Genomic DNA, 21,492 nt, shown 5'->3' with positions numbered 1-21,492 from the left:
CGCGCCGCTTTTAGCTTGGCAGGATCTCGTCGGGTAACGGCTGCAGGAAGCGATTCAAGAGTGTGTCGACCAGTATGTGGCAGCTATGGCCAGGCCAGTCATTCGGCAAAAGGGTGCGGGGTAATGTCGGGTGACGCAGCACGATCCGCCGCCAATTATGGACAATGAGACACCGCAAAACTGTAGTCTGCAGTGCGTCCAGAACGCCGCTGTTCAGAGAGCTTTTGGCAAGCTGCAGCACAGGCAGCATAGCGCTGTATTCGGCTTCCAGCATCTGGGCGCCGATTTGCTCGCGCAGCCAACCGGGCGCATTTCCACCGGTAAGAACCAGTGCGTTCTTTGGCGGTTTCGAAAGGCTGCTACCCAGATAAACGCGCGGTAGCAGAGGTACGAATCCTTGCTCTGCCATTTCCTCGCGGTGTGCCGTGGCGGTGTCTTCGAGCATGAGTAACTGCCAGCCGAGTTCCTGCGCGGTTGGGCTGGCATAGATGCGCGCGCTGGCATGCAAGGTTTCCTGCCGACTGGTCGGCGTCAGCGCGTGACGCCGTGTCCGGCCCTGCTTTTGTGAAACGATCCAGCCGTCATTGCGCAGTCGGTGAAGGGCCACACGCACAGCTTCTGGGCGCACATCCATCTCTGTCATCACAGCCGACAGAACAGGCCCGTCGATTGAGCTGCCCTCCGCTTGCGCGAGATCGCCAAACAATGTGACCATTAACGACCAGACACGCTGTCCGCCCAGCGTCAAAAGAGCTGCTTTGGTTTGATCAAAGGCGTCTGCGGGCATCAGGGTGATCCGTTAGGTCTCATTAGGCTTACTATAGCGGTATGAGGTCCCGACGCCAGTCTGCCAGTCACTAGACCGGATAGCTTGGCAAGTGCGGGAGTGCATCACCAGAACAGGACGAGATCGTATGATGATCGTTTGCAGTGGGAAGGCTCGTTTCATCAAGGAAGGAGGTATTTGTGCTCATGCTCCCATCTCACGAACGGGTGTGCGATGTGCAACCGAATGTGAATGAGTGCTTAGGTAACTTTTGCCGCGATCAGGCTGATAAAATCACCCATTTTCACAAGGCCGGGCACATGCCGCGCGGTGAGGATACCGGCCCGCAAGGCGCAGCATTCAGCGGGCGCCACGCCGGTCCTGTCGGCAGGCCAAATGCGCGCAACAGGTTGACCTGTCGCCACCGGATCCCCCAACTCAATCAGATATTCGATCAGCCCCGCCTGATCGGAAAATAGAAAACAACTCTCATCCGGCATGTCGAGCTGACGGGTAGCGGCCAACGACATTTCGCCCGTCATAATCCCTGTGTGGATCAGCAGATTGCGGATACCCTTGCGGGCGATGGCAACCGTGCGGGGGGTGGAGCTGCCCGCGCCGCCCAGTTCGGTCGTGACAAAGACCTTGCCCTGACTTTCCACTTCGGTGTCGAACATGCCTACGTTGTCAATTTCCAGCATCCTGACGGAGTAGGGCGCATTAAATGCCTGCATGGCGGCCATACAGGCCGTTTCTTGCGTCTTGTCCTCTAAGATATGTGCGGCGGCGAAAGGCAGAAAATCCAACGTGCGCCCTCCCGAGTGGAAGTCGAGCACAATATCTGCTTGCGGCACCAAACGGGTGGCGATGAAATGGCACAGCTTTTGCGTTACCGTACCGTCGGGGCGGCCGGGGAAACTGCGGTTCATATTCGCGCCATCAATGGGAGAGCAGCGTAGGCCTGCAGCAAAAGCGGGCAGGTTCATCTCGGGTAGGATGATGACGCGCCCAGTGATGTCTTCAGGTTTGAGCGTCAGCGCGAGCTCTTGCAGCGCAATCGGCCCCTCATATTCGTCGCCATGGTTCGCACCCGTCAGTAGGGCAGTCGGCCCAGCGCCGTTTGCGATGACGGTGATCGGGACCATCACTGACCCCCAAGCACTGTCGTCGCGGCTGTGCGGCAGCTTAAGAAAACCGTGATGAACGCCGTCAACGTCCAGCGGGATTGTCGGGCTGACGGGGCTGCTGCTCATGCCTTCACCGAAAGCTTGCGGGGCGTCGCGCAAAGGCATTCATGGCCTGTCTCGGTGATCAGGATCGGCTCGGTTATTTCGAGCCCTCCGTCATCAAGCCAAAGCGCGGGCATAAAGTGGAAGGTCATGCCCGGTTTCAAAATGGTCGTATCACCACGACGGAAGGAAATTGTCCGCTCGCCCCAATCGGGCGGATAGCTGATCCCTATGGCATAGCCACAGCGCCCTTCCTTTTCGAAGCCTGCATCATTGAGGGTTTTGTTAAAGGCGTTGGCGATGTCTTGGGCCTGATTGCCGGGCTTGGCCTGCTCCAATCCAGCCTCCATTGCGTCCAGTACAGCGGTCTCGGCATCCAGATATTTTTGCGGGGCTTTGCCCAAGAACAGCGTGCGCGATTGCGGGCATTGATAACGGTTATGCGCACCCGCGATTTCAAAGAAAGTCGCCTCGCCGGTCTTCATCGGCTTGTCGTCCCAAGTGAGGTGCGGCGCGGTGGCATCCATGCCAGAGGGCGCCATCGGCACAATCGCGGGGTAATCACCCCAGTGACCATCAGCGCCGCGAATGCCCGTGGCATAGATTTCTGCCACCAAATCGTTCTTGCGCATGCCCACCTCGGCCACGTCAAGAATGCGCGCGTGCATCGCCTCTACGATCCTTGCTGCGCGGCGCATGTATTCGATCTCTTGCTTTGACTTGATGGCGCGCTGCCAGTTCACAAGGCCGGTGGCATCCGTGAGCGTTGCGCGATGCAGGGCGGCTGTTAGGCTCATATGGGCAGCGGCGGTGTAGTAATAGTTGTCCAGCTCAACCCCGATGCGGGCGCATTCCAACCCGTGCGCGGCCATCAGCTTTGCCAGTTCTCGCATCGGGTGTTTTTCGGGATTTTGCACAAAGGTGTCATCATATCCGAGAATGCTGTCGGCATCCTCCATGAATACGGTCAGGCCCGCACCGATGGCATCCATTGCGCGGCCCCACCAGACGGGATCACCCTCCTGCGTTAGCAGGACACCCTGATGTACGTAAAAGGACCAGCCATCATAGCCCGTAAGCCACGACATGTTCGACGGGTCGGTCACAAAGATCGCATCAAGCCCAGCGGCAGCCATCGCTCCGCGGGTTTTGGCGATGCGGTTGTGGTATTCGGCGGTGACGAAGTTTGGCGCTGGGGCGTGCATGGGCGGTCTCCGACCTGGGCTGTGCGATGTAGAAAGGCTGGTTTGCTTTGTCGCATTTGGCAAGCAACGGGAGCGGCATCTCATGACGTTTTCCGACATAAAAAGTCGTGTAGCGGGGTAGCAGTTTGGTCATAGACCCCATACCACTGATGCAGGACTCTAAGAGGAGAATGCGATGACTACGCCGCTGACCAATGATGTGCTAAGCCAATGGGACCACGATCATTTCTTTCACCCCTCTACCCATCTCGGGCAATTTGCCCGCTGCGAAATGGGAAATCGGATCATGCAGACGGCCAAAGGTGTGCACATCACCGACCGTGAAGGGCGCAGCCATCTGGACGCTTTTGCAGGCCTTTATTGCGTGAACGTTGGCTACGGCCAGACCGAGATCGCCGAGGCCATCGCCGCGCAGGCGCATGAACTGGCGTATTATCATTCCTACGTAGGTCACGGGACCGAGGCCTCGATTACACTGTCGCGGATGATCGCAGAGCGCGCGCCGGAAGGGCTGAACCACGTTTACTACGGGATGAGCGGATCGGACGCGAACGAGACTAACGTTAAGCTAGTGTGGTACTACAACAACGTGCTTGGCCGTCCGCAGAAGAAAAAGATCATATCGCGCTGGCGTGGTTATCACGGTTCGGGTCTTGTCACAGGGTCGCTCACAGGGTTGGAGCTGTTTCACAAAAAGTTTGATCTACCTCTCAGCCATGTTGTTCATACCGAAGCGCCATACTATTTCCGCCGCGAAGACCGTGACATGACTGAGGCCGCGTTCAGCGCCGATTGCGCCGCTAAACTGGAGGCGCTGATCCAGAGCGAGGGACCGGATACCATCGCCGCATTCATCGGAGAACCTGTTCTGGGCACTGGCGGGATCGTCCCTCCACCCGAGGGATATTGGGCCGCGATCCAGGCGGTGCTCGACAAGTATGACATCCTGTTGATCGCTGATGAAGTCGTGACCGGCTTCGGTCGTTTGGGCACTATGATGGGGTCAGAGCACTACGGAATGAAACCCGACTTGATCACCATCGCCAAAGGCCTGACATCGGCTTATGCGCCGCTGTCTGGCTCGATTGTGTCGGACCGGATGTGGGAGGTTCTTGAACGGGGGACAGACGAATTCGGCCCGATTGGCCACGGATGGACTTACTCTGCACATCCCATCGGGGCGGCTGCGGGCGTGGCCAACCTAAAGCTGCTCGATAGTCTTGATCTGGTGCGCAACGCTGGTGCTGTTGGAGGCTATCTGAATGCAGCAATGAAAGAAGCGCTGGGCGATCACGTGCACGTCGGCGACGTGCGGGGCGAAGGCATGCTTTGCGCTGTCGAATTGGTGCGCGACCGCGATGACCGTGTTTTCTTTGATGGGGCAGAAAAGGTCGGCCCTCGCATTGTCGCTGCGATGTTCGACCGCGGTGTGATCGCCCGTTCCATGCCGCAGGGCGACATTATCGGGTTCGCGCCGCCTTTCCCTCTGACACGGGAACAAGCCGATGAAGTGGTTGGCGTGGCAAAAGCTGCTGTGGAAGAAGTGCTAGGTTAACACTGAATAATGTTTTCATCGGGCTATGCGTCTATCCATCACCGCCTCCGATCCGGGGGCGGTGACGATCTGTCAGCCACGCCGGATTTGTAGACGGGCCGCTACGCCCTTGGTTGTATCTTCGAAAATGAGCGAGCCTCCGTGCAGGCTTGCGATGGTGGCGACGATTGTCAAGCCTAACCCATAGCCTTTGATTGTCTTGGTGTTGTCGCCACGTTGAAAGGGCGCCATCAGAGCTTCAATATCCACAGCAAGATTATCGGCCCCTTCGTCTTCGACTACAATGGTTGCTGTTTCGGCATCTGTTTCCAGCGATACCGTCGCGCGGCGCCCGTATTTGAGCGCGTTGTCGATCAGGTTGGTTAGAGCGCGCTCAAGCGAGATCGGGCGTCCCATGATGGTTACCTCGCGTTCGCCCACCATCACGGTCTGGCCCTGACGGGACATAAAGACGGAACTCCCCCCTTTCACGATCACATCTTTTGCGGGCTGGAGGGATACGGCATGTCCCATGTCTTCGTAGTTTGAAACAACCGCACCTAAAAGCGCTGTGAGAGAAATTTTGCGGGGATTTTCGACGTTCATTTCTGCGCGCGTGTACGTAAGAACGCTTTCGATCATGTCGGTCATGCTGTCGATGTCAGCCTCCAGTTTCCCGCGCAAAACTTGGTCTTTGATCAGTGCTGCCCGCAGCCGGAGGCGTGTTGCCGGTGTGCCCAGATCGTGGCTGACGCCTGACAGTACAGCGGCACGCCCCTCAAGCTGCGCGCGCTCGGTTTCTAGATAGGCGTTAACGGAAGCGACGATGTCTTGCAGTTCTTGCGGACCTTTAATGTCATAGCTTGCAGGCCCGCCAACCCGCCGCCGGTTGCGCAACTGTGTGGCGAACAGGGTGAAGTCCGATGACAGGTTTAGTGAGATAGTCATCAATATTGCAATCACGATAGCGGCTAAAAGCGCGGCTAGCAGCCGTCTGTCGTAAGGTGCCGCATCACATCCCCAAACGCTTGCGCCATCTATCCGCATCCACGGCGCCTCGCCAAAGCGCGCGAGGACGAGAGGATCACTGCAATAGGAGGCGAGGAGGCGAAAGACATTTCCAGTCTTGATCGCGGCAGTTTGGCCCTCCTCAACAGACAGATCGGCAACGCGATACACCAGATCGGGTGACAAGATCACCAGAGTAAGAGGCGCGTCTGTTTGAGGATTTGCAGTATCGGCGGAAATTGGAATGTTGGTCTCTTGTGCGGCATGGGGCGCGCCAGTGATCTGCTGAAAATCCCCGGTTGTGGCCAAAGTCTGATCCTGCTCTGATAGAACTTCGAACCGGACCCCTCTGGGCGGGATAGCATTGTCCTTCAACGCACCATGAACACCAATTCCTGTTACGTAGGCTCTGCTCTGGTATTCGCGCCAGTCAAAATTTGACTGCACCCATAGCCAGACGACAATGCCGCCAGCGATGAAGGCGCTGATAGTCAAAACACTGGTTAGACCTCGCAAACTCCGCAAAGGATTGGTCAAGATTCTAATGCCTCGACATCCGTGGCGAGGACATAACCGACGCCGCGTTCGGTCTTGAGAAGTTTTGGATCTTTGGGGTTTGTTTCGATCTTTCCACGCAGTCGTCCTATCAGGACGTCAATGGACCTACCGACGGCCTCGCTGGTTTGAGGGGTTTCACCCGTCACATCCAAAGCGGAAGCGATTTCTTCACGGGTCAGCGGAATATGCGGGTTCGCGACCAAGACCTGAAGCAGGGCGGTCTCACGCCGCGACAGGACCACTTGCACTTGATCGGGGGAGATCACCTCTTCGCGTTTTGCGTCATAGGTCCAGCCTGCAAAGTGGAACACCTTTGTGTTCCGGCGGTGGATCAGCGACGACGAGCGGCGTGCGCGGGCTAGAACAGCCTTCACTCTGGCTAAAAGCAGATCGGGGTTGAAGGGTTTGGCAACATAGTCGTCTGCACCAACAAGGTATCCTTCCATGCGCTGATGGTCGGCGGATAGGGCGGACACCATGATGATCGGTATGTCCTGCTCTTTGCGCAGACGGCTGCAAATTTCCAAACCGTTTTCGTCCCCCAGCATGACGTCTAGCAAGATCAGATCGACGCGTCCGTTCTCCAGATGCGCGCGTACCGCGCTTTCGGTTGCTGCAGGCAGCGCGATGGCCCCATTTTGCTGGAAGAACCGGGTCATCATCTGGCGGACGTCTTTGTCGTCATCAACAATAAGTATTCTGGGAATCGCCACCTAGATACCTCCCTGTAAATCTCCCGATGCGGCGCGCTTCACGCTTCTTACGTAACAACAGGCAACAAATTCGATGCCTTTGTAACAACCTGTAACGGTCACGTCATTTAATTCGTTATGGCGCGGGTCTAGCCGCCCAAGACGGATTGCCTAGTCGTGAAAGCTTCTACAATCTCTGCGGATCGAAGCCGCTAAAGTGGCATTTTCTGGGAGGAATTCGAAATGAAATCTTATATAACTGGCGCGGTGTCTGGCATCGCATTGTTGGTTGCCGGCGCAGTTCAAGCAGAGCCACAGGTAGAAGTTCTGCACTATTGGACATCCGGCGGTGAAGCCAAGTCTGTAGCTGTTCTGCAAAAAGAATTCGCAGAAAATGGCGGTACATGGACAGACATGCCCGTAGCCGGTGGCGGCGGTGATGCCGCAATGACAGCCCTGCGCGCACGTGTTCTGTCTGGCAACGCGCCGACAGCGGTTCAGCTCAAAGGTCCGGCCATTCAGGAGTGGTATGACGAAGGCGTATTGGCAGACATCTCTGCTGTAGCAGAAGCGAACGGTTGGGCGGACGTGCTGCCGGAATCGATTGCCAACCACATGAAGTGCGAAGGCACGTGGTGCGCTGCCCCTGTAAACGTACACCGCGTTGATTGGATCTGGGCAAACGCCGAAGTTCTGAACGCCAATGGCATCGAAATGCCGACAACTTGGGACGAGTTCAACGCAGCCGCCGAGAAGCTGTCTGCGGCAGGGATCATCCCGCTCGCGCATGGTGGTCAGTCTTGGCAGGACGCAACAGTGTTCGAAGCTGTGGCGCTGGGCATTCTTGGCCCAGACGGGTTCCGCAAAGCTTTTGTTGATCTCGACAAAGAGACGCTGACTTCCGATGGGATGGTTAAGGTGTTCGACCAGATGCGTTTGATGCGCGGCTATGTTGATCCCAACTTCTCCGGTCGTGACTGGAACCTTGCAACAGCGATGGTCATGAACGGCGAAGCAGCCTTTCAGATCATGGGTGACTGGGCCAAGGGCGAGTTTATGGCAGCGGGTAAAGTGCCAGGCGAAGACTTTTTGTGCATGTCCACACCGGGTGAAGGCTTTCTTTACAACGTAGACAGCTTTGCGATGTTCGCCGTGGATGGTGACGACAAAAAGCAGGGTCAGCACCTTTTGGCGAAGCTTGTTGTTGGTAAGAACTTCCAAGAGGTTTTCAACCTGAACAAAGGCTCTATTCCGGCCCGTACGGACGTTGCGCTTGATAAGTTTGATAGCTGCGCGACCCTGTCGTCAGAAGACATGGCGGCAAGCTCTGCCAGTGGATCACTGCTGCCAAGCTATGCACATGGCATGGCGCTGCGCGGTGCGCAGGCCGGTGCGATCACAGATGTTGTGACGGCACACTTTAACTCTGACATGTCCTCCGAGGATGCAGTTCAGCAGTTGGCAACAGCAGTCGCCAACAGCATGTAAATGCTAACCTCTGCTCCCGTCTGTGTGACGGGGGCAGAACCTCCTATTAGGGACTAATACCATGACCAAGTGGCTTGAAGATAATATGCCCAAAATGGTTCTGGCGCCTTCGTTCATCGCAATTCTGATCTTCGTCTATGGCTTCATCGCGTGGACAGCATGGGTTTCTTTGACGCGTTCGCGCCTGCTGCCAAAATACGAAATCGAAGGCTTCATCCAGTATGAACGCCTGTTTGCATCGCCGCGCTGGGACACAGCGTTCGGAAACCTCTTTATATTCGGCACCCTGTTTATCGTAATCGCGATGATCCTTGGGCTGGTTCTTGCCATTCTGCTGGACCAGAACATCAGAACCGAAGGCGCGCTGCGCACGATTTACCTTTATCCCATGGCGCTTTCGATGATCGTCACTGGTACCGCATGGAAGTGGATTCTGAACCCGGGTCTGGGATTGGAAGCAACGGTCCGCGGCTGGGGTTTCGAAAACTTCACCTTTGATTGGCTGATCAATCCCGACATGGCGATCTACGCGATTGTTATCGCGGCGATCTGGCAAAGCAGTGGTTTTGTGATGGCGTTGTTCCTCGCCGGTTTGCGGTCCGTTGATGGAGAGATCATCAAAGCGGCCCAAGTCGACGGCATCCCCACATGGCGCGTCTATACGGCGATTATCATCCCTTCGATGGCCCCGATATTCTTGTCCGCGTTCATCGTGCTGTCGCACCTTGCGATCAAGAGCTTTGATCTGGTGATTGCACTGACAGGCGGTGGGCCGGGTTATGCGACTGATTTGCCTGCAACCTACATGTACGCGATGGCGTTCTCGCGCGGTGATATTGGTCAGGCGGCAAGCTCTGCAATGGTGATGATGATGGTGGTTTTCACAATTGTTGTTCCCTACCTCTATTCAGAATTGAGGTCTAACGATGGCTGATTTTTCAGTACCAACAGGCAATGGTCAAAGTCAGGCTGGCAAGCGTGCACTCCGCTGTGGGCTGTACCTTATGCTGGGTGTGTTTGCGATCTTCTACCTGATGCCGCTTTTCGTGATGGTCATGACCTCACTCAAGAGCCTTGACGAAATCCGCACAGGTGACCTGATTTCACTGCCGCGTGAAGTTACTTTTGATGCGTGGCGCACGGCATGGTCCGGTGCCTGTACCGGTATCCAGTGCGAGGGGATGCGACCCTATTTCTGGAACTCCGTTCTGATCGCTATTCCCGGGGTTCTGATCTCGACCCTGCTGGGGGCGATGAACGGCTACGTGATCTCACAGTGGAACTTTCGGGGGTCGAATATCATTTTCTCCCTGATGCTGTTCGGTTGCTTCATCCCGTTTCAGGTTGTCTTGCTGCCGATGGCGCGGGTCCTTGGCATGATGGGCATTGCGGGCACGATCCCCGGTCTGATCTTTGTGCACGTGATCTACGGGCTAGGTTTCACGACGCTGTTCTTCCGCAACTACTATGTCACGATTCCGTCTGAATTGACTAAAGCCGCCAAGGTGGATGGTGCCGGTTTCTTCCGCATCTTCTGGTCCATTTTCCTGCCGCTTTCTATTCCGATTATTGTTGTCACGGTCATCTGGCAGTTCACACAAATCTGGAATGACTTCCTGTTTGGTGTGTCCTTCAGCCAGGCGGGCACACAGCCTGTCACAGTGGCCCTGAATAACATCGTCAACTCGACCACAGGCGTTAAGGAATACAACGTCGATATGGCCGCAGCGATCATCGCAGCGCTTCCGACACTGTTTGTCTATGTCGTTGCTGGTAAATACTTCGTCCGGGGTCTGACCGCCGGCTCCGTGAAAGGATAACTCAAATGTCTCCGATCCTTGAAATAAACAATCTCTACAAAAGCTACGGCTCTACGGAGATCCTCAAAGACGTGAATATCTCGATTGAACAGGGTGATTTTCTTGTGCTCGTAGGGCCGTCAGGATGTGGCAAATCCACGCTGTTGAACTGTATCGCTGGGCTTGAGCCGATCACAGGTGGTGATCTGCACATCGACGGGCGCAACATGACAAACGTCAGCCCGAAAGACCGCGACATTGCGATGGTTTTCCAGTCTTACGCGCTTTACCCGACGATGACGGTGGCAAAGAACATCACCTTCGGCATGAAAGTGCGCGGCGTCGATCAGGCGACGCAGGATGAGAAACTGGCCTATGTCGCGCAGCAATTGCAGATCGAGCCGCTGCTCAAGCGTAAGCCGGGTCAGCTATCGGGTGGTCAACGTCAACGTGTGGCGATGGGGCGCGCTTTGGTGCGTGATCCCAAGCTTTTCCTTTTTGACGAACCGCTGTCCAACCTTGACGCCAAGCTGCGTGTTGAAATGCGCACCGAGCTTAAGGCACTGCACCAGCGGCTTGGTGCGTCGATGGTTTATGTTACCCATGACCAGATCGAAGCGATGACACTGGCGACCAAGATCGTGGTTATGAAAGGCGGCGTGATCCAGCAAATGGGTACTCCGGCAGAAATCTATAACCGCCCTGCCAACTTGTTTGTTGCCGATTTCATGGGAAGTCCGGCGATGAACCTGATCCCCGCCAAGACGCGTGCGAAGGGCGGAGAGGTCCACATCGAGATCACCCGCCAGAACGGTGAGCCGATCATTCTGACCGACGCCAATAACCGTGATCTGCCACAGGACGTCATCATCGGTGTGCGTCCAGAACACATCGCTGACGCAAGTCCTCAAAACGGCGAGATGCAGGCCGCCGATTGCCTTATCGAAATCGTAGAGCCTGCGGGCGCAGACACGTATGCGGTGATGCAGCTTGGTGGTAAGCATGTCACCGCGCGCCTGTCATCGGAAACCACCGCGACGGCCGGCGTTGCGCAAAAGCTAACCTTTGACCTTGGGAAAGTGTCCTATTTCTCTCCGGAAACGGGCCTCAGGTTGAACTAAGATATGCGGCTGGTAGCAGATATTGGTGGAACGAATTCACGCTTGGCACTTAGCCTGTCAGGCGTGATTCAAACGAACACAATACACACCTACCCAAACTCGGAGTGGGGTAGTCTCTATGAGATCATTGCTGACTATCTGTCGCGCGACTGGATTGTCGGGCCGAACGCAATGGTCATCGCGGTAGCGGGACCCGTTCAGGGTACTCGCGCAGCTCTGACGAATCGCGCTTGGGAGGTGGAGACTGAACGGCTAATCGATACTTTCGGGGTCGCTTCGGCCAATCTGTTGAATGACCTTTCGGCGCTGGGCCACGCGGTGCCGCATCTTTCGTCAGATCAGCTGCGGGTTCTGAGCGCGGGCAAACCGAAGACCGGCGGGTCTTCGCAATCACTGGTCGTCGGGATCGGTACCGGTTTCAATGTCAGTCCGGTTCTTGAGCACGCAGGCACTGTGATTTGCCCTGCGGTCGAAGCGGGACACCTGTCCATGCCGACCAGTATTTCCGGCATGCTGCAGGCTCTCGGATTTGCGCCTGATCAGTTTTGCACGGTTGAGGCTCTCTTTTCCGGTCGCGGGTTTGTGTCGTTTTGTAGCAGCCTAACGCATGATCGGGCGTTGGAGGGCGCAGCCATCGTCTCTGCGTACGGAACGCCGGCCGAGGCCGCGCTTACAGCCGCGGTCGATCAGTACGCGGACCTGTTGGGTCATCTGCTTAGGGATTTGACGCTGGCCTATATGCCGTCAGCGGGCATCTATTTTGCAGGCAGTGTTGCGCGGGCGATTATGACCATGGCGCCGTCTGTATGCATCGATGTCCTTCGCCAGCCATTCAGCATTCAAACTGTAAATGATGCCCCAATCTGGATAATTCAGGATGATCTGGCAGCCTTGTCTGGTTGCGCGAAGTTCAAAATTTCTTAGGCGCGACTGTGGTCATGATCCTGTTGCATGGATCGCTTCTCGAGCCATCAAAGCCCTCAGTACGCAGGAGATCGCCGCATTAAACGTTCAACCATCAACGCAATCATGGCCGAGGCTGATGATCTGATCCGCAAACACGGATTCGTCCTACCCCCGTTCGCGTATTGGACGCCGGATGAGTTCGCTTCGCGGAAGGATGTGGCGCGCAACGTGATCAACGCGCGTTGCGGTTGGGACATCACGGATTACGGGGCCGACGATTATGACGCAATGGGTCTTTTTCTGTTCACCCTACGCAATGGCCGTCTGGCGGAACTGCAACGCGGCGGGGGCATGTGTTATGCCGAAAAGCTTCTCATCTCGCGGTAGGAGAAGCTTAGCCCGATGCACACCCATGTGATCAAGGCCGAGGATATTATCAACCGCGGTGGTGCGACCTTGGTGGTTGAGCTTTATGGCTCGGACAATCACGGCAACTTTGCCGCTGACCAAGGCGGGACAGTTTTCTGTGACGGTATCCAGCGCGATTTTTCCCCCAGTGAAAAGCTGCGCCTCCTCCCCGGTGAAAGTGTAACCTTGATGCCCGGCGACTGGCACGCGTTTTGGGGGGAAGGCGGTGATGTGCTGATTGGCGAAGTCTCGACGGTGAATGATGACGAGACCGATAACATCTTCCGCGAACCTATCGGTCGTTTTGCAAACATCGAAGAGGATGTTGCGCCGACTCATCTTTTGGTCAGCGACTACGCACGGTGGCTGGCCTGAGGCATGCCTTTGGGGTGGTATCGAGGTAATCTTGGCTGGTCGAAGACACCTAGAGCGTCGGATCAAAAAAATTGGCAATTTGGATGCCCACACCTAAGTTTAAGCAGTGATTGATGGTTTTGAACGAAATGTGACTACTCTATAAGGTAGCCACTCACTAAGTATTCGTTCTTCAGAGGGCCGTCGGGAATAACCGGTGTGGCTGCCGCTAAACTATCAACGAGAAAGTCTGCGCATTATGGATCTGGCTGCCCTCTTGAAGGAGCTAATCATCCTCGTGGTTGTGATCGACCCGGTCGGCACGATCCCTGTGTTTCTGTTTGCGGTGCAAACGGTGCCTGAGCGGCTGCACCGTCGATTTGCGTTCAATGCCGTCGCCATATCAGCGGTTGTGCTGCTTGCCTTCCTTGTTGGTGGGCAGTTCTTGTTGGAAACATTGGGTCTGCGGTTGGGATCATTCCAAATCGCGGGTGGGGTCATCCTGTTTATTTTTGCTATGACAATGATTTTCGGCGACTCCAAGCCTTCGCGCGAGATTGAGGAGGCAGAGCGAGACCATCTGGCAGGCGCTGTGTTCCCGCTTGCCATGCCGTCCATCGCATCGCCCGGTGCGATGTTGGCCATTGTTATCCTGACTGACAATCACACTGAATCCATCGTAGATCAGGCTATCACGGCAGGTCTATTGTTGATCGTCCTTTTGCTGACTTTGGGCCTGCTCTTGGTTGCGAGCTATGTCCATCGGGTCATCGGTAATACCGGAGCCAGCGTCATAAGCAGGGTGATGGGAATTGTCCTCGCCACGATTGCGGTCGATTCAGTGATCGGGGGGTTGGACGCTCTAGGCGTGCTTGATGTTGCGCCGCTGCCTGTGGAAAGTCTGCTTCAGTAGTTGGAAGCACACTCGCCGGAAGGCGGTTGGACAAAAACTTGGAACCTGCTCCGTACTCTCGGACAATGGGTTGCTGTGACAAGCAACGGGCTGAACGCATACACCCATTCTTTGCTGCACGAATTGAGCATCACGGTAGAAGGGTGGCTTCTTCAAAAGGTCTTTATTGGTTCCAATTCACGTCAAATTCACGGTGCACCCTCCTGTTCATATTATTGAAATCATCATGAGCGTGAGAACCGATGCAGACTGGAGAGCAGATTATCGCAAGATTTCGGGATGTCGGATGCGATACCGATCTAGGCATGATCTACGATCTCTGGCCGGATGAAGATTGCGGCAGCGATGCTCTACGGTCTACCGACCACCTCGCAATTAGAAGGGCGGCTTCAGCTCTGGATCGGGTCGGAGGTGCGCTGATTCAGCGCTTGGCGTTGGATGGTGCAGCAGAGTACCGCGCACTCCCGATGATCACTCCTGCCACACGGGTGCGCAAAACCCCCCAACGCTTTTGGTTGGAAATAGACCTTGGCGGAGAGCAAATAGATTGGGCCGATCGGTCAGTGCTATTCATTGAGTTCAGCAAATCGGTCGTGCGCTTTGGAATCCGCTTTCCCGCAAATGGAGCGCCCCTCGGCAAAGGGACTAAGAAGGCCCTACGCCAATACTCGGCGGCGGATCAGGGGGACCAGACAGCTTGGCTGCTTGAGCAGCGTAAGGCACCCGCTGCGCCTAAGGCGTGTTCGACCGATGTTAATATGTGGCTTGCTGGGCGTTACGTTTCACAGCAGCAGGGCGCTGAACCCTTGGCCCTCAGTAGGATTTCCTTAGAACAGCGGCCCCTGACGAAGGCCTTGGTGGCTGGCCTGCTCGATGCTTCATCGTTGATGGAAGCTGTGACGGGCGATGACATGATCATTGAGCACCCATTGAGTGCCAGGCAGGCACAATTTAGCGCGGCCAAGATTTGACGTTTTTGAGGTTGCATGGTTAGCCCTGCGGCCATTGCCGAAAAAGAGTGACAAACTCTACCTGTGGTTTGATCGCGCCACTGAGCGCCCATCATGACAGGCGGGTGACGTGTTGTCTTGCCCTGTGCCTGCCTGCACGTTAAGCTTCCGTTAAAGTCTGCCGGAGATGCAGGCAAATGATGGCAGGCAAATGGCAAAAGTCGGAATTACCGAAAGCGGGACCACCGCTGTTGTCGTAGAGAACGACAACATATTCATCGACATCCCAAACGGTGGCGAGGTTACGATCGCGGCTGATCCTGCCGATGGCGTGAGTAAGATTAAGATATTTTTCCGCAACGATAGCCATTCAGACAAGCTAACTATCGATCTATCGACCTTTAGCGAGGACGGTCTTCGCATCGATATCCACCACTACGACCCTTCAGATATCATCAACCTGCAAGGGTCCTTCAACCGGTATGTCGATCCGGATAACCCGGATGAGTTCACCTTTGATTATATCGGCGCCGACGGTCAGACTTATTCAGCAACCGTCTATGCCAAAGACGGGGGCGAAAAGGACTTCACCGCCGATCCGCCGCCAATCGTTATCTGCTTCGCCAAGGGTACCGAGATCGAAACAAGCGACGGTGTTCGGGCAATCGAAACCTTGCGCGTCGGCGATCTGATCCGCACAATCGACGCGGGTTTCGTGCCGTTGAGATGGCTTGGCCGTACGGATGTTGACCCTTCGGAATTGCAAAGCTGTGCTGACACAAGGCCTGTGCGCGTCAAACGCGGTGCCTTCGGGCCGGGTCGGCCGGCAAAGGATGTGGTTTTATCACCAAACCACAGGGTCTTGATCTCTGGGGCGCGAGCCGAGCTTCATTTCGGCGAACCAGAAGTCCTTTTGCCCGTAAAGGCGTTGATGAATGGGGTCACAATATATCAGGAAACCGCAAGCCAAGGGATTTCCTATTTTCATCTGCTTCTGGACGGCCACCATATCGTCGAGACCAGCGGCTTACTGTCAGAGAGTCTTTTCTTGGGTGATCAGTCCATGCTCGCGGTTTCGTTGCAGGCACGTCAGGACCTGAGATCACGACTGACCGAATTTGAGTTGCAGCAGTTATCAGCGAAAATGGCTGTCCGGCCGCTTCTCCGCGCCCGTCAAGCACGTTGCCTCGCCGCGTAGAATAGGCCTGATACGATAAGCATGACATGACGCTGTAAATGGATATCTGCGGTTTCGCACCCACTTCTATCTGCTGGTATCTCTAGGTTTCCGCGCCGAAGATAAGCGTGCTGTGTTGCTCCATGTAGATTCGCAGCCATGGAGTGAAAATTTCAGGCGTGGCAGCGATCTCCATGCGCAGATCTTCCAGCGTGATCCAGCGGGTATCCATCACCTCACTCGGGTTCGGGTGGACCGGCAGATTGGTAGTGGTCTGCACCACGAAAACCTCAACCAGTTCATGTTCGACCAAACTGTTGCCCACATCAGCGCGGTATTCGACTTGGCCGCGGTGCTGCACATGGATACCGGTGATGCCCAATTCCTCGGCCAGACGGCGCACGGCGCATGCGGCGTCCTGTTCTTCCCAATCAGGATGGGTGCAGCAGGTGTTCGCCCAAAGGCCCGGCGTATGGTATTTCCCCAATGCACGACGCTGGATCAACAGCGCGTCGTTGGCCATCACAAAGACCGAGACAGCCTTGTGACGCAGCCCGCGCAGATGCGCGTCCAGCTTTTCGACAGGCTGTAGCGTTCCGTTAATCCATGCTGGAATCATGATAGTGGTCATCGTCTCTCCGTCACGCATGGATCGATCTCACGGCTCAGCGACATGCTCCGTCAGGTGTGCAGGATTCTTAGCGATAAATCTGGGAGGAGCCAAGGGCCGCACATCGTTGCGTTAGCTGCTCGAACCACTGACGAGGCAAATTTTGCCGATCTGCGCGTTGCAGTAGGCGGGTTGGCTCAGTTTGACGCAGGGACCGTGCGATACCTTGGCCTTACTTTGAAACTATGCGAAGTTTTCGGCACCAGACCTTTACGTCACAGGCGTACGGCCTAGGTTCTAACTTGAACGTCTAGGAGGACTACCGTGAAATTACTCGCAGTAACAGCAATGGGTATGGCGCTGTTCAGCGCGCCCGTTTTTGCAGACGGCCATGCATCAGGTGATGCAGAGGCCGGCGAAAAGGTATTCAACAAGTGCAAAGCGTGCCACATGATTCAGGATGCCGACGGCAATGACATCGCCAAAGGCGGCCGCACAGGTCCAAACCTTTACGGCATCTATAACCGCGTTGCCGGTTCCGCAGACTTCAAATACGGCGACTCTATCGTACAGGCTGGCGAAGCAGGATTGGCGTGGGATGAAGAAGCTTTCATCAGCTATGTTGCCGACCCGAAGGGGTTCCTTGCCGAGTACAATGACGATGCGCGCGCGAAATCCAAGATGTCGTTCAAGCTGAAAAAAGCGGACGACGCGGCTGACGTCTGGACCTATCTTGTGTCTGTTGGCCCCGAGGTGAAGCCAGAAGGCTAACCTTTTGGCCCGCTAATTTTGAAAATGGCGGCCCTTAGCGGGGCCGCCATTTTTATTTCTTCCATGAGATTCCCGTGCCGGTACTACCGGTACAGCAAAAAGGACCACCGCATCAGGCGGCACATATGCCGACCGGTTACTAACGCCAGCTCCGGTGGTGTTGATTATCGCCAATCGAAAAAGTTTGGGCCGGCTTGCGACAGGAGCTTTTGCGCCATCTGTTTACCAGCCAGCGCACCATCCTCGATGGGGCAGTTCATGGCGTCGGAAATCGCTTCTGAGCCATCAGGTCGCAAGACTTCTCCACGCAGATGCAAGGTGCCGCCGTCCAGTTCTGCCAAACCTGCGATCGGTGTCTCGCAAGAGCCGTCAAGCTCTAGCAGGAACGCGCGTTCAGCTGCCAGACGCTGGCCAGTTGGCGTGTCGTGGATGGCAGCGAGCATTTCGGCGACGTTGCTGTCTTCGACGCGCCGCTCAATCCCGATGGCACCTTGTGCGACAGCAGGCAGCATCACGTCCGTTTCAATAGCAGTCGCCGGTACCTCGTCCATGCGTAGGCGATTAAGGCCGGCCATCGCGAGGAAGGTAGCCGCTGCAACGCCCTGATTAAGCTTCATCAGGCGGGTTTGCAGGTTGCCCCTGAACTCAACCACTTCAAGATCGGGCCGTTTGAGCATTAATTGCGCGCGGCGCCGCAGGCTGGAGGTGCCAACGACCGTTCCTGCTGGTAGATCTGCCAGCCTTTTCGCGGTCGTAGAAATGAACGCATCGCGCACGTCCTCACGCGGCAGGTAGGTGTCAAGGATCAACCCTTCGGGCTGGAGCGTGGGCATGTCCTTCATCGAATGCACTGCGATGTCGATCTTGCCCGAAAGCATGTCTGCCTCAATTTCACGGGTAAAAAGCCCCTTTCCGCCGATCTCCTTGAGCGGACGGTCGATGATCTTGTCACCGGTGGTTTTGATCACAACAATTGTGAACGCCTCAAACGGCAGATCAAACGCTTTCGCCAAACGCTCCCGCGTTTCATGCGCTTGCGCCAAGGCAAGGGGCGATCCACGTGTGCCGATCATCAGCGGTTGTGCGGGGGTGGGCAATTTTAATGTCATGAACCCTCTCTATCGGTGTAAGCAAAACCTGACAACTCTTGTATCCCCTGCGCGCTTTAACGCATGATGGCCGCAACAAAAATTCAATCGTAGAGGCAGCATATGGCCCCCCAGAAAAAAATACTTCGCGCGCTTGCCGGAGAGACTCTTCCCACGCCGCCGATCTGGATGATGCGTCAGGCCGGCCGGTATCTACCCGAATACCGTGCGACCCGCGCGCAGGCCGGTGATTTCCTGAAGCTATGTTACAACCCCGATCTCGCGGCAGAGGTTACCTTGCAGCCAATCCGCCGCTACGGCTTTGACGCAGCAATTTTGTTCGCTGATATTCTGCTTGTTCCTCAAGCGCTTGGCGCTGATCTGTGGTTCGTTACTGGTGAGGGGCCGCGCCTGTCTACCATCACAACCCAAGCAGAGCTGGACAAGCTGGTGCCGGCTGATGCCATCCATGATCACCTCGCGCCGGTCTATGAGACGGTGAAAATCCTCTCAAATGACCTGCCTTCTGAAACGACGCTTATCGGCTTTGCTGGCGCTCCGTGGACCGTCGCTACTTATATGATTGCCGGTCAGGGCACACCTGATCAAGGCCCGGCGCATAAGCTCAAAGCCGAGAACCGAGCTGTGTTTGACGGTTTGATGGACCGCATCACCGAAGCCACGATCCATTATATGTCCAAACAGATCGAAGCTGGCGCCGAAGTCGTAAAGATCTTCGATAGCTGGGCCGTCTCGCTTCAGGGCGATGATTTCATGAATTATTCGATCAAACCAATGGCGCGGATCACGGCGGCGCTCAAAGAGATGCACCCTGGAGTGCCCGTTATAGCCTTTCCGCGCGGCGCAGGTGAGAGGTATGTCGGTGCCCATGCTGCCATAGGCGCTGATTGCATCGCTATCGATGATGGTGTGACTGCCGAATGGGCTGCCGAACATGTGCAGCCAGATGGCTGCGTGCAAGGGAACCTTAAATCTTCCCATATGGTCACCGGTGGCGATGCTCTGGTTTCAGAGACGCGCCGTATCGTCCAGGCCTTCTCAAAAGGTCCGCATATCTTCAACCTTGGACACGGGATCACGCCGGAAGCAGATCCTGAGAATGTTCAGCTGATGATTGATACGGTGCGCAACGGCTAGATGATATGTCTATCGGCTCGGAGTAGATTGGGAAATAATCCCCTAAGTTTCGAGTGCGACACTCTCTAACAGCCCCGCAACGGTGGATTCTGCGTTGCGGGGCTGTTTTTTTTACCCTTCGACTTCGAATGTCAGGCCGGCGTTTGCGGTTAGGCGATCTATGATGGCGGCGCCAAAGACGGGGGCCGCAGTAAGGACACCGCCGGGTGCGTTGGCGGCTTCTTCGATCAGGCAGATCGCGGCTTCGGTCAGCATTTTCGATGTTGAGCCATATCCGGGGTCGCGATCGCCTTTCACGCCCACCGTCAGGCGCTCTCCGTCCGCTGAGGTGCCAGTGAACATCAGATCATAGCTGCCGTTATCGCGCTCCTCTTTCGAGGGGCCTTCACCCAGTTTGATGTCGTCGTCGCCCATCGGATTGGACTTGGCGATGCTATTGGCGATGGCTTCGCCTTTTTCGCCTCTTCCGGTAAACATCATTTCCTCATAGGTGAAATCGGTGCCGTAAGGGTGACCCATCAGCATGTTAGAGCGGTGTACGTTCTTGGTGTTGATGGAGGCCATCACGAAAGGCGCGACCCACATGCCAAAATCCGCATCCTCATAGGCCTTGTTGCCATAGGGCTGCTTCGGCCCCTCGAACCCCGGTGTCAGTGCAAAAGAGGAAACGAGCCGTTTCATCGTATCCGGATCGCCCATCGCCAGCTTCATGGTTTCCTTGCCGGAAGCCGCCGTACCTCCCGAGAATGTGCCCTTCATGCTGCGCACACGGCCCTTGACGTCTTTCAGCGGCGCGCCAAAGCGTTTCTGCGCCTCTTGCTGCAAGAAATAGACGCCCATATCGAAAGGGATGCTGTCAAAGCCACATGAATGCACAATCCGCGCACCACTTGCTTTGGCGGTGTCGTTGTATTTCTCGATCATGTCCCACATGAACGGCGGCTCGCCCGACAAATCAACGTAATCGGTTCCGGATTTCGCGCAGGCCGCAACCAGTGGTTCACCATACAACAAGTAGGGTCCGACGGTGGTGATGATAAGGCGGGCGCGGGCAACCATTGCGTCGAGAGACGCGGGGTCAGAGGCGTCGGCCTCAATCAAAGGTGTGTCCGCAGGCAGGCCCATTTTGTCGCGCACGGCGGTGAGCTTGGACGCGCTGCGACCCGCCATGGCCCACCGGCGGTCTGGATAGTTCGCGTGCATGTATTCCGCGACAAGCCGGCCTGTAAAACCTGTTGCGCCGTAAATGATGATGTCGAATTCGGCCATGGCGCCGTTCCTCCCGATTGGTTGCAGTTGATTGCGCAAACTATGGAGGGGAGCAGGCACGAAAATCCATCGTTGTGTTTCAAAACGCTACGTCGGGTTGGTAAGTGGCGGCGGGCTGGGCGTGCTGACAGATCAAGCCAAATCCTGGAGCCATTGATGCTGGCGTTCCTTGATCATCGAGTACTGTATTTTGGAGGGTGGAGCGACAGCGTTAGATTTTTCTAACTGCAATCTATCATTTATTTTTGGGGAATATTGGTGCCCAGGATAGATCCGCTTGTATTGGTATAGTTGATTTTCATCAATGCGTTGAGGGAATGAAAATAGAATTTACGAACCCGATTGTGGACCCCTGCAATATTGTTCTGCGGAGTATAAGCTAACGAACACCAGCTTATTCTTCCCCTCCCTTTAAGTAGTCTTCCTATCTATGAGGTGAAGTGGTCCGGCAAAATTGGACAGCGTGCTAAGATGTATCCAACCCGAAC

The 21,492-nt window shown here is 55.7% G+C and carries 19 protein-coding genes and 1 pseudogene; 12 read left to right on the top strand and 8 right to left on the bottom strand.

The genetic code is table 11. The annotated features are described in order from the left end of the window. Positions 1 to 10: 10 nt before the first annotated feature. The 3 genes from V7730_RS07525 to doeA all read right to left on the bottom strand — a co-directional run bounded on the left by V7730_RS07525 (position 11) and on the right by doeA (position 3,200). The gene (locus tag V7730_RS07525) at positions 11 to 787 is read right to left on the bottom strand and encodes a PaaX family transcriptional regulator C-terminal domain-containing protein (protein WP_335746984.1); all 777 of its coding nucleotides are present in this window, start codon (positions 785 to 787) and stop codon (positions 11 to 13) included. Between the two features lie 239 nt (positions 788 to 1,026). After that, positions 1,027 to 2,019, bottom strand: a complete 993-nt coding sequence (gene doeB / locus V7730_RS07520) for a N(2)-acetyl-L-2,4-diaminobutanoate deacetylase DoeB (RefSeq protein WP_335746983.1) — start codon at positions 2,017 to 2,019, stop codon at positions 1,027 to 1,029. Continuing rightward, positions 2,016 to 3,200, bottom strand: coding sequence for an ectoine hydrolase DoeA (gene doeA, locus V7730_RS07515; protein ID WP_335746982.1), 1,185 nt, complete (start codon positions 3,198 to 3,200; stop codon positions 2,016 to 2,018). The genes doeB and doeA overlap by 4 nt, the downstream gene beginning before the upstream one ends. A 175-nt stretch (positions 3,201 to 3,375) precedes the next feature. On the opposite strand from doeA, the gene V7730_RS07510 reads away from it, so the two are divergent. Beyond that, positions 3,376 to 4,755 carry an aspartate aminotransferase family protein gene (locus tag V7730_RS07510; RefSeq protein ID WP_335746981.1) on the top strand — a complete coding sequence of 460 codons (1,380 nt, stop codon included), beginning with the start codon at positions 3,376 to 3,378 and terminating at the stop codon, positions 4,753 to 4,755. A gap of 72 nt (positions 4,756 to 4,827) precedes the next feature. Here V7730_RS07510 and V7730_RS07505 read toward each other — a convergent pair whose 3' ends face one another. Both V7730_RS07505 and V7730_RS07500 read right to left on the bottom strand, forming a co-directional pair. Then, entirely contained in the window at positions 4,828 to 6,237 is a 1,410-nt protein-coding gene (locus V7730_RS07505; protein WP_335746980.1) for a sensor histidine kinase, read from the bottom strand. Between the two features lie 38 nt (positions 6,238 to 6,275). Beyond that, a complete protein-coding gene (locus tag V7730_RS07500; RefSeq protein WP_335746979.1) occupies positions 6,276 to 7,013 on the bottom strand; it encodes a response regulator transcription factor in 738 nt (245 codons plus the stop codon). Positions 7,014 to 7,235: 222 nt separating this feature from the next. Here V7730_RS07500 and V7730_RS07495 point away from each other — a divergent pair, with 222 nt between their 5' ends. From V7730_RS07495 to V7730_RS07455, 9 genes and pseudogenes are all read left to right on the top strand, one after another. After that, positions 7,236 to 8,480 carry an ABC transporter substrate-binding protein gene (locus tag V7730_RS07495; RefSeq protein ID WP_335746978.1) on the top strand — a complete coding sequence of 415 codons (1,245 nt, stop codon included), beginning with the start codon at positions 7,236 to 7,238 and terminating at the stop codon, positions 8,478 to 8,480. A 61-nt stretch (positions 8,481 to 8,541) separates the two neighbouring features. Beyond that, a complete protein-coding gene (locus V7730_RS07490; RefSeq protein ID WP_335746977.1) occupies positions 8,542 to 9,414 on the top strand; it encodes a carbohydrate ABC transporter permease in 873 nt (290 codons plus the stop codon). Continuing rightward, the gene (locus V7730_RS07485) at positions 9,407 to 10,300 is read left to right on the top strand and encodes a carbohydrate ABC transporter permease (protein WP_335746976.1); all 894 of its coding nucleotides are present in this window, start codon (positions 9,407 to 9,409) and stop codon (positions 10,298 to 10,300) included. Before V7730_RS07490 ends, V7730_RS07485 begins: the two co-directional genes overlap by 8 nt. Before the next feature lie 5 nt (positions 10,301 to 10,305). Continuing rightward, the gene (locus V7730_RS07480; protein ID WP_335746975.1) at positions 10,306 to 11,400 is read left to right on the top strand and encodes an ABC transporter ATP-binding protein; all 1,095 of its coding nucleotides are present in this window, start codon (positions 10,306 to 10,308) and stop codon (positions 11,398 to 11,400) included. A gap of 3 nt (positions 11,401 to 11,403) precedes the next feature. After that, positions 11,404 to 12,324 (top strand): glucokinase, encoded by a 921-nt coding sequence (locus V7730_RS07475; protein ID WP_335746974.1) that lies wholly within the window; start codon positions 11,404 to 11,406, stop codon positions 12,322 to 12,324. A gap of 78 nt (positions 12,325 to 12,402) precedes the next feature. Beyond that, positions 12,403 to 13,089 (top strand): annotated as a pseudogene (locus tag V7730_RS07470) (D-lyxose/D-mannose family sugar isomerase). Between the two features lie 238 nt (positions 13,090 to 13,327). Then, positions 13,328 to 13,981 (top strand): MarC family protein, encoded by a 654-nt coding sequence (locus V7730_RS07465; RefSeq protein ID WP_335746973.1) that lies wholly within the window; start codon positions 13,328 to 13,330, stop codon positions 13,979 to 13,981. A 242-nt stretch (positions 13,982 to 14,223) separates the two neighbouring features. Next, complete coding sequence (locus V7730_RS07460; protein WP_335746972.1) at positions 14,224 to 14,952, top strand: hypothetical protein; 729 nt, start codon at positions 14,224 to 14,226, stop codon at positions 14,950 to 14,952. Positions 14,953 to 15,142: 190 nt separating this feature from the next. Further along, positions 15,143 to 16,129: a Hint domain-containing protein gene (locus V7730_RS07455; protein ID WP_335746971.1), complete on the top strand. Its 987-nt coding sequence runs from the start codon at positions 15,143 to 15,145 to the stop codon at positions 16,127 to 16,129. Between the two features lie 82 nt (positions 16,130 to 16,211). On the opposite strand, the gene idi is transcribed toward V7730_RS07455, so the two are convergent. Beyond that, a complete protein-coding gene (gene idi / locus V7730_RS07450) occupies positions 16,212 to 16,739 on the bottom strand; it encodes an isopentenyl-diphosphate Delta-isomerase (RefSeq protein ID WP_335746970.1) in 528 nt (175 codons plus the stop codon). A 327-nt stretch (positions 16,740 to 17,066) separates the two neighbouring features. Between idi and V7730_RS07445 the strand changes: the two genes are divergently transcribed. Then, on the top strand, positions 17,067 to 17,489 hold the full coding sequence (locus V7730_RS07445) for a c-type cytochrome (protein ID WP_335747035.1): 423 nt from the start codon (positions 17,067 to 17,069) through the stop codon (positions 17,487 to 17,489). 164 nt (positions 17,490 to 17,653) lie between these two features. On the opposite strand, the gene hemC is transcribed toward V7730_RS07445, so the two are convergent. After that, a complete protein-coding gene (gene hemC, locus V7730_RS07440; RefSeq protein WP_335746969.1) occupies positions 17,654 to 18,598 on the bottom strand; it encodes a hydroxymethylbilane synthase in 945 nt (314 codons plus the stop codon). Positions 18,599 to 18,700: 102 nt separating this feature from the next. Between hemC and hemE the strand changes: the two genes are divergently transcribed. Then, a complete protein-coding gene (gene hemE, locus V7730_RS07435; RefSeq protein WP_335746968.1) occupies positions 18,701 to 19,735 on the top strand; it encodes a uroporphyrinogen decarboxylase in 1,035 nt (344 codons plus the stop codon). A gap of 111 nt (positions 19,736 to 19,846) precedes the next feature. Here the strand turns inward: hemE and V7730_RS07430 are convergent, their stop codons facing one another. After that, a complete protein-coding gene (locus V7730_RS07430) occupies positions 19,847 to 21,004 on the bottom strand; it encodes a saccharopine dehydrogenase family protein (protein ID WP_335746967.1) in 1,158 nt (385 codons plus the stop codon). Positions 21,005 to 21,492: the final 488 nt, after the last annotated feature.

This window comes from Sulfitobacter sp. (assembly GCF_036961165.1).
Classification (GTDB): Bacteria; Pseudomonadota; Alphaproteobacteria; order Rhodobacterales; family Rhodobacteraceae; genus Sulfitobacter.
This window is presented reverse-complemented; position numbering and strand designations above follow the sequence as displayed.